The organism is Hymenobacter segetis (assembly GCF_038448715.1).
Taxonomy (GTDB): Bacteria; Bacteroidota; Bacteroidia; order Cytophagales; family Hymenobacteraceae; genus Hymenobacter; species Hymenobacter segetis.
This window is the reverse complement of record NZ_JBCEVZ010000017.1, coordinates 1-15631: the sequence shown is the minus strand read 5'-3', so window position 1 is coordinate 15631 and position 15631 is coordinate 1. Positions and strand designations below refer to the sequence as shown.

General features: G+C 60.5%; 10 protein-coding genes and 1 pseudogene. 8 read left to right on the top strand and 3 right to left on the bottom strand.

Annotated features, from left to right (window positions below; genetic code table 11):
• Positions 1 to 3: 3 nt before the first annotated feature.
• A complete protein-coding gene (gene hscA, locus AAFH49_RS09035; protein ID WP_342297479.1) occupies positions 4 to 1875 on the bottom strand; it encodes a Fe-S protein assembly chaperone HscA in 1872 nt (623 codons plus the stop codon).
• A gap of 330 nt (positions 1876 to 2205) precedes the next feature.
• On the opposite strand from hscA, the gene AAFH49_RS09030 reads away from it, so the two are divergent.
• The 6 genes from AAFH49_RS09030 (at position 2206) to AAFH49_RS09005 (ending at position 9792) form a co-directional block, all read left to right on the top strand.
• A complete protein-coding gene (locus AAFH49_RS09030) occupies positions 2206 to 4398 on the top strand; it encodes a DUF4331 family protein (RefSeq protein ID WP_342297478.1) in 2193 nt (730 codons plus the stop codon).
• Positions 4399 to 4561: 163 nt separating this feature from the next.
• The gene (locus tag AAFH49_RS09025) at positions 4562 to 5845 is read left to right on the top strand and encodes a tetratricopeptide repeat protein (RefSeq protein WP_342297477.1); all 1284 of its coding nucleotides are present in this window, start codon (positions 4562 to 4564) and stop codon (positions 5843 to 5845) included.
• Between the two features lies 1 nt (position 5846).
• A complete protein-coding gene (locus AAFH49_RS09020) occupies positions 5847 to 6539 on the top strand; it encodes a HupE/UreJ family protein (protein ID WP_342297476.1) in 693 nt (230 codons plus the stop codon).
• Between the two features lie 72 nt (positions 6540 to 6611).
• Complete coding sequence (locus tag AAFH49_RS09015) at positions 6612 to 7001, top strand: hypothetical protein (protein ID WP_342297475.1); 390 nt, start codon at positions 6612 to 6614, stop codon at positions 6999 to 7001.
• 145 nt (positions 7002 to 7146) lie between these two features.
• On the top strand, positions 7147 to 7383 hold the full coding sequence (locus tag AAFH49_RS09010) for a hypothetical protein (protein WP_342297473.1): 237 nt from the start codon (positions 7147 to 7149) through the stop codon (positions 7381 to 7383).
• Positions 7384 to 7506: 123 nt separating this feature from the next.
• A complete protein-coding gene (locus tag AAFH49_RS09005) occupies positions 7507 to 9792 on the top strand; it encodes a TonB-dependent receptor (protein ID WP_342297471.1) in 2286 nt (761 codons plus the stop codon).
• Positions 9793 to 10086: 294 nt separating this feature from the next.
• On the opposite strand, the gene AAFH49_RS22210 is transcribed toward AAFH49_RS09005, so the two are convergent.
• Complete coding sequence (locus AAFH49_RS22210) at positions 10087 to 10389, bottom strand: T9SS type A sorting domain-containing protein (protein ID WP_425293327.1); 303 nt, start codon at positions 10387 to 10389, stop codon at positions 10087 to 10089.
• A gap of 960 nt (positions 10390 to 11349) precedes the next feature.
• Positions 11350 to 12270 (bottom strand): annotated as a pseudogene (locus tag AAFH49_RS22205) (alpha-amylase family glycosyl hydrolase); the annotation flags it as partial.
• A gap of 530 nt (positions 12271 to 12800) precedes the next feature.
• Here AAFH49_RS22205 and AAFH49_RS08995 point away from each other — a divergent pair.
• Both AAFH49_RS08995 and AAFH49_RS08990 read left to right on the top strand, forming a co-directional pair.
• The gene (locus tag AAFH49_RS08995) at positions 12801 to 13691 is read left to right on the top strand and encodes a murein L,D-transpeptidase catalytic domain family protein (protein WP_342297468.1); all 891 of its coding nucleotides are present in this window, start codon (positions 12801 to 12803) and stop codon (positions 13689 to 13691) included.
• 1022 nt (positions 13692 to 14713) lie between these two features.
• On the top strand, positions 14714 to 15631 hold a 918-nt coding region (locus AAFH49_RS08990), incomplete at its 3' end, for a hypothetical protein (RefSeq protein ID WP_342297466.1).

Below are 15631 nucleotides of genomic sequence, written 5' to 3'. Positions count from 1 at the left end.
GCGCTACTCGATTTTCTTGCCCGCCATGGCTTGCTGGATAGAGATGTTCATCACCCGCTCGGCATAGGGACGGGTCAGCTCGTCAAGCTCGTCCATGGCTTTTAGAATGGGGTCGCGGTCGGTGCCGGCCAGCGCGGCCTGCACGGTGGCAACCTGGGCTTCGGTAGCCGTCAGCTCGGTTTCGGTGAGGTGCTGGCGGTTTTTGCGGGTAAAATTATTCACCTGGTACAGCAGCTGCTCAGCGGCGGTGCGGGCTTCGATGAGCAGGCGCGCCGCTACGTCGTCTTTGGCATTCACCAGCGAATCCATCAGCATCTGCTCCACTTGGTCGTCGGTGAGGCCGTACTGGGGCTTTATTTCCACCTGCTGGCGCGTGTTGGAGCGCAGCTCGATAGCTTCCACTTTCAGGATGCCGTCGGCATTCAGCAGGAAGTTCACGTCGACCTTGGGCAGGCCGGCGGGCATGGCCGGAATGCCGGTCAGGGTGAATTCGCCCAGCTTGCGGTTCTGGCTCACGAGGTCGCGCTCGCCTTGGTACACGGCAATTTTCAGGTTCACCTGCCCGTCCACGCTGGTGGTGTACTGGCGGCCGGCCTTGGTCGGGATTTTCGAGTTGCGCGGAATGATGGGGTCCAGCAAGCCGCCCAGCGTTTCGATGCCCAGCGTGAGCGGCGTCACATCGAGCAGCAGCACGTCGCGCCGGTTGCCGGCCAGAATATCGGCCTGAATGGCCGCGCCCAGCGCCACCACCTCATCCGGGTTCAGTGAATTGTTAGCCGGCTGCCCGAAGAACTCCGAAACCGCATCGTACACCAGCGGCACGCGAGTCGAGCCACCTACCAGCAGCACCGCATCAAGCTTGGTTTCGAGCTTGGCATCGGCCAGGGCCTGACGGCAGGCCGCAATGGTGCGGTCCACCAGCGGGCGGATGAGGTCGTTGAATTGCGCGCGGGTGAGCGTAACGGTGATATTCCGGCCGGCCTCGTCGGTGAGGTGGGTCGTGAAATCATCGTGCTGGCTGAGGTATTTCTTGGCCATCTCGGCGGCCAAGCGCAGCTGCTGCTGGAGGTGCGGGTTGGTGTGGAAAGCCTCCGAAAGGCCGAAAGTGGCCGTCCAATGGTCCACCACGGCGCGGTCCAGGTCGTCGCCCCCGAGGTAAGTGTCGCCGTTGGTGCTCAGTACTTCAAAAATGCCCTGCTGAATGCGCAGAATGCTGATGTCGAAGGTACCGCCGCCAAGGTCGTACACGGCCACGGTTTTCTCTTCGTCGGGGTCGAGGCCGATGCCGTAGGCCAAGGCCGCAGCCGTGGGCTCGTTCACGATGCGCAGCACTTCGAGGCCGGCAAGGCGGCCGGCGTCGCGGGTGGCCTGGCGCTGCGAGTCGTTGAAATACGCCGGCACGGTGATAACGGCGCGGTTTACCGGGGTTTTGAGGGCGTGCTCGGCGCGGGCCCGCAGTTCCCGCAGGATATCGGCCGATAGCTCGATAGGGGAGAAGAACCGGTCATCGACCCGGATTTTGACCAAGCCTTCGGAGTTGTCGTCGATGACCTTGTAGCCGAGTTGGGTGGCGTGCTGGCCCAGGTCGCGGTAGCTTTTGCCCAACAGGCGCTTCACGGAATAAATGGTGCGCTGCGGGTCGGTGAGGAGGTACTCACGAGCCTCTGTGCCCACGATGGGGTCGGCTCCATCGGCGGGGAAATGCACCACGGAGGGCACGATGGTGCCCCGGCCCAAATCGTTGATGGCGGCGGGCTGGTGGCTCTCGGGGTGCACGTAGGCCACGAGACTGTTGGTGGTGCCCAGGTCGATGCCGACGATGATTTCTTCCTGCTGAAGGCTGCCGGTGGCCAGGTTGATTGCTACTGTAGCCATATAAACGAGGGGCGGCCACTGCCGGCGGCCCGAAAAATGAAAGTAAATGGCGCCGAAAAGCGCGCTGCAAAAGTACGGGCTAAACCCCGCCATAACCGGGGCAATACATACCCCCAGGCCCTGCCATTATAACAAGCCAAAATCTTATTGAACTATTGTTAGAAAAATTCAAACCGAGGCGGTGAGTACGAACGTAAGGAAAGTACAACTGCGCAGCCGGGTTCAAAAAGGCCACATCACACGGGGCATTAGGGAATATGCTGTTCAGCTTGAGAGTTTTTTAGGTTGCCTTACACCTTCACCAAAACCCATTTCCCAACATCCTTTTTTATGAAAAATCTACTTACTCGCCCTCTTTTCCAGGCTGCTCTGCTCGCAACCGCGGCCGGAGGTGTGGTGGCTCTGAGCAGCCAACACAACACGCTGGAAGCTTCCAGCCACCGCGAAGCCCCACTTATCGCCGACGACCCGTTGGCCGATAACACCGACCTGTACGCCTTCCGCAGCCCCGATTCGCCTAACAACGACGGCAGTGCCAGCGTTACCATCATCGCCAACTACATTCCGCTGGAGCTGCCCCAGGGCGGCCCGAACTACAACACGTTCGGCGAAAACGTGCGCTACGAAATCCACGTGAAGAACAATCCGACCACGGCCGGTGACGACATCACGTACCGTTTCACGTTCACCCGTACCAACGAAGCCGGCACCGGCACCTTTTTCAATATTCGGCTGGGACTTCAGAACCTGAAAACCACTTATACCTGCGAAAAAAGCGTAGGTGGTGGGGCCTTCACAACCGTTGTAACCAACGGCGTTGTGCCTCCCCCCAATATCGGCCCGCGTTCTATTAATGGCCCTGCTGGCTTGAACCAGACAGCCCCTTATGCCACGCTGATGACCAACGCCATTCAGACGCTGTCAGATGGCACCAAAATCTTCTGCGGCCCGACGGACGACCCGTTCTTTGCTGACCTCGGCGGCATCTTCGACTTGGGCGGTATTCGCGCTCCCGGCGCGGCCCGCGACGGCCTCGCCCGCAAGAACACCCACGCCATCGCGATGCAAATTCCGGTGACGGTGCTGGCCAAGACGGGCACTACGGCCCTCACCAGCACCACCAACATCCTGGATTCGAACTACATCATCGGCGTGTGGGCTTCGGCCAGCCGGCCTTCTACCCGCGTGCTGTCGGCCACGGGTGCCGCGCCTACCGTGTCGGGCAGCTACGTGCAGGTGTCGCGCATCGGTATGCCGCTGCTGAACGAAGTTATCAACCCCATTGGTGCTAAAGATGCTTGGAACTCCGGCACTCCTTATGCCGAAGTTGCTGCTACGGACGACTACCTGTCGAACCCCGAACTGGGCCTGTATCTGGCTGACAATACGCCGGTAGCCCCAGCTGGTCCCAAAACTGCCAGCACGACGTACTACGGGGAGGCTGTTTCTGGCCCCGGTACGCTGCTCAACGCATTGCGTATTCAGAGCAAGTCGCTGGCTGGTCAGAGCCTGGGTGGGCTGGGCGGAGCTAGCTTCGCTGGCTTTGACTTCCGCAATGGAGCCGCCGGCTTGAGCGGCCTGGCTGGCAACGCTGCCCTGAACGGTACGGCATTGGCTGCTAATGCCTATGGCCCCTACCTGCTGCGCGCCGGCAAGCCGCGCTCAGTTGATATTCTGCCCATCTTCCACACGGGGGTTCCAAACCTGGCTCCTTATCAGTTGGCTACTGGCAAAGGCGGCAACCCGCTGGCCGCCGGCAAGCCTTTCATCAACAACTTCCTGTTGGTGGGTGGTTCGGCCAGCAACCCCGGTGGCGACATGCTGCGCCTGAACATGGCTGTGCCTCCTACGCCACGTACTGCCGCTGCTGGCTTCAGTTCGGAGGGCCTGCTGGCCGCCGCTGTAGCTGGTCTGACAAACCCGACCTACAATGCCAACGCTAGCCTGCAGAACATCCCCAACATGGACGGTTTCCCCAACGGTCGCCGCCTCGAGGATGACGTGACCCGCATCGAGCTGCAAGCCGTGGGTGGCGTGGTGCTGGCTGCTATCGGCCTGTGGTACGACGACTACACCCCGGCTTCGACGAGCCCTGTTACCACTCAGTTGGGCAACGTGCTGGGCTTCAATGCCGGCGTTACGGCCAACGACACCACGTTCAAAGCTGCTTTCCCTTACTCGCAAACACCCTGGAGCGGTACTAAAGCCCAGTCAGTGGCCCTGGCGCAGCGTTCGTCCAGCCTCGGCTTGTCGCCTAACCTGACGGTGGCTAATGCTTACCCCAACCCCTTTGCCGACCGCACCACGCTGCGCTTTGAGCTGCCCACCAAAGGCACGATGAGCGTAGTTATCAGTGACGTGACCGGCCGCAAGGTGGCTACCATTGCCAAGGACAAAGCCTTCGGTGCCGGTGCCAACGAGCTGGCTTGGACGCCCGGCCGCGATGTGGCCCCCGGCGTATACATCGCCACGCTGTACAACGGCAGCACTGTCGTGCAATCGGTACGCATCGAGCGCCAATAAGCTGCGCTAGAAGCTGATTGAAAAGAGCCGTCGTTTGGTCCTCGTTTGGACTGGCGGCGGCTCTTTTTTTAGGCATTATGTTTACGGTTACTCCTCCACTCAGTCATCTTTCTCTGTTTTGAAAAAGTACTTATACCCCGGTTTATTGGTTGTTTTCGGCTTAATGGCGGCCGCCATATTCTTCTTTAAAAAGCCGGAGGTTCGCACGCCGGAGTTGAAAGACCGGCGCGGCAGCCTCTCGGTGGGCAACGAATGGCTGAACACCAAAGCCGCCATCGAGGGCTTGTTGGCCAAGCTACGCACCAACCCCAAGGACCAGAAAAGCCGCCTGCTGCTGGCCCAGGCCTACATGCAGGAAGGCCGCGTGACCGGCGACCACCCGTATTACGACGGCGCGGCTATGGACCTGCTGGAGCAGGTGCTAGCCGCCGAGCCCGAAAACTTTGAGGCCCTGTGCTGCAAAGCGTCGCTCTGCCTCACGCAGCACCACTTCGCCCAGGGCCTCGGCATCGCCGAGCAGGCCCAGAAGCTGAACCCCAACAGCGGCTTCGTATACGGCCTGCTGACCGATGCCAACGTGGAAATGGGCCACTACGAGGAGGCCATCAAGATGGCCGACAAGATGAATGCCGTGCGCCCCGACCTGCCCGCCTACGCCCGGGTGAGCTACCTGCGCGAGATTTACGGCGACGTGCCTGGAGCCATCCAAGCCATGGATATGGCCACCAAAGCCGGCTACATTGGCCTGGAGCAAACCGAGTGGACCCGCGTGGCGCTGGGCCACCTCTACGAAGTAAGCGGCGACACGGCCCACGCCCGGGGCTACTACCTCATGGCGCTATCGGCCCGCCCCGGCTATGCCTACGCGCTGGCAGGCCTGGGTCGCATGGCGGCGGCGCATAAGGACTATGCCCGGGCCATTAAGCTCTACCAGGAAGCCCGCATTACGGTGAAGGATTATGCCTTTGCTGATGAGCTGACCGACCTGTACCGCCTCAATGGCCAGCCCGCCGAGGCCGATAAAATGGCGAAGGAGTCCATCGACATGCTGGCCAATGCCGCTAAGGAAGCCGATAGCAACGAGCAAATGGGCCACTACGCCGACCGCGAGCTGGCCTACGCATACCTCAAAACCAACGAGCTGGACAAGGCGATGGAACATGCCAAAATCGAGTACGACCGCCGCCCCGACAACATTGACGTGAACGAAACCATGGCCTGGGTGCTCTACAAGCGCGGCCAGTATGCCGAGGCTCAGAAATATATGCAGGTAGCCCGCCGCACGGGCTCGAAAAATCCGGTGCTGCTATGCCGCGCCGGCCTCATTCTCACCAAGCTCGGCAAGAATGCCGAGGGCCAGGCCCTGATTGAGAACTCGCTGAAAACCGCTCCCTACCTCAACCCCGAAGTAGAGGCCGAGGGCAAAAAGCTGCTGGCCGCCCGCTAATATGAAACCAACCGGACCGTTGCGAGGAATGCGCCTGCCGCGCCGCGCCCTGGTGGCCCTGCCGCTGCTGGTGCTGCTGGCACTACCGGCCGCCGCGCACGTCCTCAACACGGACCTGAGCAAGCTCTCGCGCACGGAGATTTTCTGGACTTACCTGCAGCTGGGCTTCACACACATCATTCCGCTGGGGTTCGACCACATTCTGTTCATCATCAGTCTCTACATTCTGGAGCCGCGTCTGAAGCCGGTGCTCATGCAGGCCACGGCGTTTACGGTGGCGCACTCCATCACGCTGGGCTTGGCCATGTATGGGTTTATTCAGCCGCCCTCGTCGGTGATTGAGCCGATTATCGCGCTGTCCATCCTATTTGTGGCCATCGAGAATATTATTACCGATAAGCTCAACCCGTGGCGCTTGCTCATCGTGTTTGGGTTCGGGCTGGTGCACGGGATGGGGTTTGCCAGTGCCCTCACGGGACTGGGGCTGCCGCAGAAGGACTATTTTGGCTCGCTCATTTCCTTCAATGTGGGCGTGGAGCTGGGCCAGGTTTCGGTGATACTGCTGTGCTGGGCGCTGGTGGGCCGCTGGGCCGCCAACAAAAGCTGGTACAAGCAGCGGGTGGTAGTGCCGGTGTCGGTGGTCATCGGCCTGATAGCGGCTTACTGGACCGTGGAGCGCGTGTTTTTTGCCTGAAGAATTAATTGAAAGTTTAATCCATCCTTTTTCACCACCTGCGCCGTAGATAACGTCAGCCTTCTTCACATCATGCTTTTCCGCCCGTACCTCACGCTGCTGCTGCTGCTCAACTACCTGCTGGTAGTGGGGGCGGGCCTCGTGGAGCGCCCGGCGAAGGTGATTGACCGGCCCTTTGCCTACATGCACAGCAAAGATTGCCAGCTGCGCCATACCCTGCGCCTGGGCTGTTTCGATGACTGCAACGGCGTGCAGTACACTGTGAAGAAAACCGGTGAACGCCTGCCTTTGCAGCAGCTGCTCACCTCCCTCAAAGGCCTAGACACCCACTGCCTCACGGAAGTGCGGGTGGTGTTTGCCCGGCCGGTTTTTAATGCTGCCGAGGTCCGGCAGGCCGCCCGTGTGGTGGCCGTGCCTGTGGGCTACCGGGGCCAGATTGAGTTACCGCCCCGTCGGGGATAAGTTGAATTTTGGTCCTGATTTGGTTCGAATCCAAACGGGGCCACTGAGTACGGCTGCCGATAAGGAGCCGTGCCGCTTCATCTTATCCAATAATCCGACGCCGCCTGCGGGCCACTGTGCCGAGGCGCGTTCAACTCCTCATTAAATGATTTTCCGGGCCAATTCCCTCCAACCCGTAGCGGGCGCTACGGGCGTTACTTCTCGCGTGCAGCTGCCTGCGGCGGGCAGCATTGCCATCTCTTTGTTCGATGCGAATAGCCGCGCATTGCCAGCCAATACCGCTTCGGCCGGGCGCAACCAGTCGCGCGGCCACCTAGCGCAGCAGCAGGCCCAGCACCGGGCGCAGTGCCGTGCCAACTGCATGAGCAAAGCCAACTTCTAGTCGGCACATTTCCCTTTCATTCAACTGAGCCAATGGCAGGCGGCGCTTCGGCGCTGCCTGCCATTGGCCTTGATTTCGGACTAGATGAAACAACTTGTTACTGCACTTTCAGCCTGGGGGCTTATGCTTGGGCTGTTTTTATTGACGCAGACCGCGCAGGCGCAGGGCACCGCCACGCTACGCGGCACTGTGGCTGACTCCCTCTCCGGCCAGCCGGTGGCAGGCGTGAGCGTAGGTCTGCTGGGCCAGCCTGGCGGCACCGCCACCGATGCGCTGGGCCAGTTCCGCCTTAGCGGCCTTGCGCCGGGCAGCTACTCGCTGCGGGTGGGGGCACTGGGATACCGCGCCCAGACCGTGCCCGTGACGCTGGCGGCCGGCGAAAGCCCGCGCCTGAGCCTGCGCGTGGCCACCACCACGCTCAGCCTGGCCGAAGTGACCGTGAGCCAGCCCCGCGACCCCAACCAGAGCCTGGCCGCCATCTCGCACATCGACCAGCTGCTGCGGCCCGTGAACTCGGCCCAGGACCTGCTGCGCCTTGTGCCGGGCCTGTTCATTGCCCAGCACGCGGGTGGGGGCAAGGCCGAGCAGATTTTCCTGCGCGGCTTCGACTGCGACCACGGCACCGATTTCGCGGTGAGCGTGGACGGGCTGCCGGTGAACATGGTGAGCCACGCCCACGGCCAGGGCTATGCCGACTTTCACTTCGTGATACCCGAAACGGTGGAGCAGCTGAAGGTGTACAAAGGCCCGTACACGGCGCGGTTTGGTGATTTTGCCACGGCCGGCGCGGGCGAGTTCAGCACCAAAACGCGGCTGGAGCACAGCCAGGTAAAGCTCGAAGTGGGCCAGTTTGACACCCGCCGGGCGCTGGTGATGCTGGATTTGCTGGGCCAAAACCACCACCTGCTCAGCAAAAAGCCCGAAAGCGCCTATGTGGCGGCCGAGTACAACTTCACCAATTCGTATTTCGACCAGCCGCAGCACTTCAAGCGCTTCAACGGCATGGCCAAATACACGGGCCAGCTCTCCGATAAAACTTCGCTCACGCTGCTGGGCTCGCACTTCACCTCGAACTGGGATGCCAGCGGGCAGATTCCCGAGCGCGGCATCCGGGAGGGTATCATCTCGCGCTACGGCAGCATCGACCCCACCGAAGGCGGCCGCACCAGCCGCACCAACGCCAGCGCGGTGCTCACCACCGCCCTGCCCCACGATGCGGTGCTGCGCCAGCAGGCCTACTACTCGAAGTACGATTTCAGCCTGTACTCCAACTTTACGTTCTTCCTGCACGACTCAATCAACGGCGACGAAATCAACCAAACCGACGACCGGCACCTCTTCGGCTACACCGCCACGTATGAGCGCGACGACCAGCTGGGCGCGCGCACCCTGCACAGCACGCTGGGCGTGGGCACCCGCAACGATTTCTCGACCCTGGGCCTGCGCCACACCGTGCGCCGGCAGGTGCTCGATACCATCAGCACGGGCCGCCTCTTTGAACAGAACATCAACGCCTACCTCGACGAAACCCTGACCCTGACCGACCGCCTCACGGTGAACGCGGCCGTGCGGGCCGATTTCTTCACCTTCAATTTCCGGGGCCGGAGCACCGATGAGGCCACCGGCGAACTGGCTCCGCTACGGGGCCGAGTGGCCCGCGCCCGCGTCTCGCCCAAACTCAACCTGTATTATCAACTCACGCCGGCCGTGCAGCTGTTTGCCCGCTCGGGCTTCGGGTTCCATTCCAATGATGCGCGGGGCGTAATTCAGGGCGTGAATGCGAACGTGCTGCCCCGCGCCGTGGGCTCCGAAATCGGCAGCACGTTCAAGCCTCTGCCCAGCCTGGTGGTGAATGCGGCCCTCTGGAGCCTGCATTTGCAGGATGAGCTGGTGTATGTGGGCGATGAAGCCGTGGTGGAAAGCACCGGCCCCACCCAGCGCTACGGCCTCGATTTGTCGGTGCGCTACCAGTTGGGCAGCCGGGTTTTCGTCGATGGCGACTTCAACTACAACCACGGCCGCCAGCTCGACGCGCCCGAAAAGGCCAATTACATCCCGCTCGCACCCACCTTCACCAGCACCGGCGGCCTCACTTACCGAGCGCCCAAAGGCCTGAGCGGCAGCCTGCGCTACCGCCACATCGACTCGCGCCCGGCCAACGACGACGGCAGCATCACCGCTCGCGGCTATTTCCTGCTCGATGCCGTGCTGGCCTACACCACGCCGCGCTTCCAAATCGGGGCTTCGGCCGAAAACCTGCTGAACGTGGAATGGAACCAGGCCCAGTTCGCCACCCAAACCCGTCTGATAAATGCTCCCAAGCGCGAACCCCTCGAAGGCGTGGACGAACTGCACTTCACCCCCGGCACACCATTCTATGCCAAGCTGAATGTGAGCGTGTTTTTCTAGCGAACATCCATTTGCTCGTCCGATTGGACCGATTGCACATACAAACGGTCCAATCGGACGAGCAAATGGACTATTTGCATGTACAAACGGTCCAATCGGACAAGCAAACGGACCGTTTGTACATACAAACAGTCCAATCGGATGAGCAAATGGACCGTTTGTATATGCAAATGGTCCAATCGGACATACAAATGGCCTGATGGCATGTACAAATGGCATGAACGCATCCCTCTCAGCCACAAAAAAGCCTCTCCGGTTTCCCAGAGAGGCTTTTTGATTAGATGAAGTAGGTACTTACTGCACTGCCACCTTCTGGCTAACGTGGAACTCGGGCACGCTCAGCTGGTAGATGCCGGCCGGCAACGACTTTTTCACGCCGAGGCGCAGCTCGTTGGAGCCGTTGTAGAGGCGCACGGTTTCCTGGTGCACCAGGCGGCCGGTGAGGTCGTGCAGCTGCACGGTGGCGGCCTGTTCGCGGTTGGCGGTAATCACCACGTCGATGCGGTCGGCGGCGGTGGGGTTGGGGTACACCAGCACCTCGGCGGTGGCGGCCTCTTGGGTGGTGGCCAGGGCGTTGGCATCGCGGCGGCCGGTCATGGCCCCGGTTACCACGGTGGGGGCGGTGTAGGTGGCCTTCACGAAGGCACCTTGGGCGGGGTTGGCGGTGCTGGCGTTTTTGGCTTTGAGGGTGTACCAGCCCTCGGTGGTGGGCGTGTAGGTGCCCGTGAGGGTGCCGGTGCCGGTCTGGCTGCTCACCACGGTGCCGGCGCTGTTGAGCACGGCCACCGTCAGGCTGCGCGTGGCATCAACGGGAAAGAGGTTGTAGGTGACGCTTTTATTGGCGGCCACGTAGATGCGGCCGGCCGTGCGGTAGGCCGTGCTGGCGGCCGGCAGCGCACCGCCCTGGCCCAGCGAGCGGCTGTCGGAGTCGCCGAGGTCGTTGGCCAGCTCCCATTCCTGGGTGGTGGTCAGGGCCGGGCGGGTGTAGCCGGTCACGGCGTTGGTGGGGGCCCACACCGAGTAGCCCCGGCGGCCACCGGCAGCTGTGCCGTTGCACGGCGGCGTGTTGATGGCCACCGTCTGCGAGGCGCTCACCGTCACGGTAGCGGTGCCGTTGGCACCGGAATAGTCCTTGAGCACGGTGCCGGGGGCGAAATCGCAGCTCACCGTGTTGTTCTGCCAGGTGGTGAAGTTGTCGTTGATGCCAATGATGGCCTTGGTGCTGCGCTCAATCACGAGGTGGTCGGCAGCCTGGTAGCGCACCTTGTACGCGCCGTCCTTAAAATGCAGGTTCTGGTGGCACCACACTAGGTTCACGAGGTCGTCGCGGGTGGGCAGGTCCACGGTGCTTTTGGGGCTGTGGCTGTAGCGCTTGCTGGTGTTGCCCACGTTGAACACGTCCTCAAAAAAGAGCATCGGCGAGCCATCCATGGCCAGCGCGGCGGCATACACGGCCGAGAGGCGCGGGTCGAACGGGTCGATGTGCGGAGCCAGCTCCGAGCCGGTGTTCCAGCCGGTGTAGTTGCCGTTGGCGTCCACCTGGGGCCGCATCGTGTCGTGGTTGTTCACGAAGGGCACCGTGCGGTGCACATACGTCCCGCCGATGTTCACCACGCGGGTATTCTGCTGGTAGGTGGGCAGCGTGCCGATATCGAAGCTGCCGCCCTGGCTCACGATGTTGTAAAGCCCGTTGCGCAGTGAGAAGTCGAAGGTGCCGGCGCGGTTGTTCACGTTGGCCACCCAGCCGTCCATCTGACTCGATGAGCCCACCCATTCGCCCACGGCGTACATGGTGGCCCCGCCGCTGGCCCAGCCGGCATTGCTCTGCAGGTTATAGAGGAAATCTTCGCTGGCGAAGTCTGGGAAGTGCTTCACGGCATCCATCCGCACGCCATCAAAACCCACCTGCTTCTTGTACCAAATCAGCCAGTTGCGGTTGCCGGTGCGCATGTAGTCGCTGGCTTGCACGGGGTTGTAGGTGGTGGCGTTGGAGCTTTGGCCGTAGGAGCCGGGGTAGTAGCTGATGTCAGGGCCGAAGTAGGGTGCGTTCCAGTCGCCCGAGGTCGAGTTGTTGCCTTGGTTGGGGTTGAAGTTCTCCCAGTTTTTCGAGAAGCGTCCCGAGCGGCTGAAGTAGTCGGCGGCGCTCTCGTCGGTCACGGGCTTGGCGTAGCTCACGTAGCGGAAGTTCTTGTACTTGCTGGTCGTGCCATCTTCCCAGGCCCCCGGGTCCTGCCCGCCCGCGCCGTTCGAGGAGCCAGCCCCGTCGTTGTGGTTCAGCACCACGTCCTGAATTACTTCTACGCCATTGGCGTGCAGCACGGCCACGGCGCGCAGCAGCTCGTCCTTGGTACCCATGCGGGTTGCCAGGAAGCCTTTTTGCCACTTATCGCCTAGGTCGTAATTGTCGAAAGGGGAGTAGCCGTTGCCCTGGTTGGCGTTTTTGATGGTCGGTGGAATCCAGATGGCGTCCACGCCCATGGTTTTGAGGCGCGGCGCGAGGTCGGCGAGGTAATTGGCCCAGCCGTTGGGGTAGTTCGAATTCCAGAAATCCCACCAGAAGCCCTGCATCACCACTTTTTGGGCGTGGGCGCTCTGGTTGCCGGCCCCCAGCAGGGCCAAAGCCAGGGCCAGCGTGAACCGGAATCGTTTGCGGAATGGAAAATGAGGTGTAAAATGCATCATGTGTGGGAATTGGGTTTTGTGAAGAAAAATTGAAGTGTGGCTTGCCAGTCAGTCGCCACCCAAAAAACCGGGTTTTGTTGCTGATTGACGGCGTCAAGGTAGAAGAAATGGTTTGTATGGCCTTGAAATGACAAAATATTATTTGTGCATTCGATTGCATTTTTTGGATAATTGTGCTGTGCGAATATTTATTGTTCTTTAGTCTTTAGCTCATCCCTAGTGCTGTGCTTTGTCCGCCGCCCGTCCGCAGTCCGATGACTGACTCATTTTTGTAAAAGAGCTGGCTGGCTTGCGGTAGCTGTAGCGGCCTGCCGTAATTTCGGCTCATGGTTAGGTTGAGAGCATTATGGGACATTACCAAAACGGCCGCCGCAAGGGTGCACTTAGTTAGTTGCCTGGCGGCGGCGCTGTTCACAGCCGGCTGCCAACTGCGGGCCGAGGAAGCACAAACGCCGGCCAAAAAACTCGTTTCGGCCGCTGCTCCCCTCACGCCGGCCGCTACCCCAGCCGCGCCGGCCACCACCGCGCCATTGCCCGATTCCCTCCGCCTAACGCCGGTACCCGCGCTGGCCGCCGTGCCCGATACGCTGCACCAAGCCATTCAGCAGTTGCACGCCGCCCTCGGCCCCGCCGCCGCCGCACTGCGCCCCGAAGTGCTGGAGCAGGCCTGTGTAGGCTACCTCACGCTACACCCCACTGGCCGCATCGAACGCGCCGGCCTGCTGGCCGTGGCCGATATGGACCTGCCCAACACCACCGAGCGCCTTTGGGTCATCGACCTCAAGAATGCCCAGGTGCTGCACCGCAGCCTCGTAGCTCACGGCGAAGGCTCGGGCCACCTGCGGGCACGCCGCTTCTCCAACCAGGAATCCTCGGCCTGCACCTCGCTGGGCTTCTATCGCACGGCGGGCACCTACGACGGCATTCACGGCTACTCGCGTCGCATCGAAGGCTTGGATAAAGGCCAAAATGCCAATGCCTTCGATCGCTACGTGGTGTTGCACGCGGCCGATTACGCCAGCCCGAAATACGTGCAGCAATACGGCCACCTGGGCTACAGCCGGGGCTGCCCGGCCCTGCCGCCCGAGCAGTTCAAAGACATCATTGCCACGCTACGGGTGGGCAGCATGCTCCTCGTGAGCGGCCCCGGCCTGGCCTCGCGCTGGCTGGATGGCGGGGCCGCCGGCCGGCGGTTTTTGCAGCGCGGCTGGCGCTGAAGGTGCCGGAAAAGCCATGCGAAAACGAGTTGTATTCCTGGTGTTTTCCTTGTTTTCTACCCTAAATAGCCCGCCCGGAAGCCAACCGGCGAATGAACTGTGCAGTGCTCAATGCCTCATCGCGCAGCATCCTCAAACGCAAGTTCAATCGAGCTGCCTGTGGCAGAGAGTACCTCCGGTTATTACCCCGAAAGGCCTGTGATTTTGTGCAAAAACCCTACCACTGTACCTTATAACGAGGACAGTATCTCGTGAGTGGTGTATATTTGCACAAATCCTATTTTGGTGTATTTAATAGGTAGTGGCAGTCTAATTTAGGGTGATGTTTTGACTCTCAATAGTAATTTTAATTCGAGCGCTATACATCGCCAGGCGGTTGCTAAACGAGCAGCGTTTTTGCGCGGCCACGCCCAAACATTGGTGCAATGGGCAACTACGGGTTTTGCCAATACCGCTAGTGCCATTGTGCTTGGGCCGGCATCATCCTACGCGTGAGCACCGTGGTACTCTCAGAAATTGCTGCCGCCAAAAGGCTAGGGCTATTTGCAGACGTGCAACACGTTAGCGTACCTCTTCCCCTGGTGTGGGGAGGACTGTCAGCTTTGGGACAAAGCTGCCCACAGAGACCGGACCGTGGCTACGTCCCGGTATTCCACCAACCAATTCACAATGCGGCACGAGGCCCGCGCCATGGCCAGCCAGCGTCGCGGCAGCGGAGGCAGCGTTACGCATTTTTTAGCAGCCCGGCTATCAGCCGGCACGAAACGGCCTTGGCTCGCACGATACCTGGGGCGAGATGCAGCCGGCCAGCCGCTTCATTGCTTGGGCATATTGAGTCGCTTCGGATACTGCCGCCAGCCCAACCCGCGCCGGAGAGCGGCCTGCTTCACCCACATGCCTGTCTCGAACGCGCTACCTGGCAATGCACCCGATACACTCACTACTCCAGCACGCGCACCACTGTTGAGTAAAAGACACTTGTTGATTTACAACTTCACTCCTAAATTATAGACCACTGCCCAATGGACCATCCGGCCAAATTCATCCCCAACAGTACCAGGCTTTATCAAGTGTTTTTCCTGGCACTGGCTTTTATCAGTGTTCTTCCCTTTTTGGCGCTGTCTTTTTATAGCCATCCGGGTGCCGATGACTACGTTTTCTCCAGCCTCTACAAACACTTAGGCTGGTTGGAATTTCAAAAACACTTTTACATGAAGTGGCAGGGCTTGTACACGACGAATGCGATAATGGTCAGCCCGCTGAGTCCAGTAATTCACAACCGATTCGATTTGTATTGGATACCCTGCTGGCTCGGGCTGGGCAGTATGATTGTTAGTGTGTGGCTGCTGATGAAGTACTTAACGCGGGATAAGCTGGCAACGCTGGTGCTGACGTGCACCGTGATGGTGTTGTACCTGTACCAGTTGCCCAGCACTTCAGAAGCACTGTTTTGGCTGAACGCCAACTGGGCTTACCAAATGAGTATCAGCATGGGAGCCATTGTACTGCTGCTGGTGATGCGCACATTTCAGGACGAACAGGTGAGCCGGGCCTACTGGGCTGCTGCGGCACTCATGACGGTTTTGCTGATAGGCACCAACTTTATTGCGGCCATGCTGGCCGTGTTTGGGGTGGGAGTAGGGGCATTGCTCAACCTGCGCAACAAAACAACCCGTTTTTGGTGGCTAGGCCTGTTGCTGCTGGCCGTTATCGCTTTCGGCGTAGTGATGATGGCCCCTGGCAATGCGGTGCGACTAAACGCTGCAAACCAATCCCTCGAGGCAAGCCATGTCAGCACCGTGGGGAAGCTGGTATATGGCGTAACGCATGGCGTTGGCTTGTTGGTGTATAGCATAATTAACTGGTTTGGCAACGGCATCGTTCTGGCGTTTTCCGTGATGTTGATACCGGTGTTAGCGAAGGTCAGCGATAATGCAGAA

What these genes read in the sequence shown, in the direction of transcription:
- hscA (WP_342297479.1), bottom strand. Translation starts at nt 1,875, where the DNA reads ATGGCTACAGTAGCAATCAACCTGGCCACCGGCAGCCTTCAGCAGGAA.
- AAFH49_RS09030 (WP_342297478.1), top strand. Translation starts at nt 2,206, where the DNA reads ATGAAAAATCTACTTACTCGCCCTCTTTTCCAGGCTGCTCTGCTCGCA.
- AAFH49_RS09025 (WP_342297477.1), top strand. Translation starts at nt 4,562, where the DNA reads ATGGCGGCCGCCATATTCTTCTTTAAAAAGCCGGAGGTTCGCACGCCG.
- AAFH49_RS09020 (WP_342297476.1), top strand. Translation starts at nt 5,847, where the DNA reads ATGAAACCAACCGGACCGTTGCGAGGAATGCGCCTGCCGCGCCGCGCC.
- AAFH49_RS09015 (WP_342297475.1), top strand. Translation starts at nt 6,612, where the DNA reads ATGCTTTTCCGCCCGTACCTCACGCTGCTGCTGCTGCTCAACTACCTG.
- AAFH49_RS09010 (WP_342297473.1), top strand. Translation starts at nt 7,147, where the DNA reads ATGATTTTCCGGGCCAATTCCCTCCAACCCGTAGCGGGCGCTACGGGC.
- AAFH49_RS09005 (WP_342297471.1), top strand. Translation starts at nt 7,507, where the DNA reads ATGCTTGGGCTGTTTTTATTGACGCAGACCGCGCAGGCGCAGGGCACC.
- AAFH49_RS22210 (WP_425293327.1), bottom strand. Translation starts at nt 10,389, where the DNA reads ATGACCGGCCGCCGCGATGCCAACGCCCTGGCCACCACCCAAGAGGCC.
- AAFH49_RS08995 (WP_342297468.1), top strand. Translation starts at nt 12,801, where the DNA reads ATGGTTAGGTTGAGAGCATTATGGGACATTACCAAAACGGCCGCCGCA.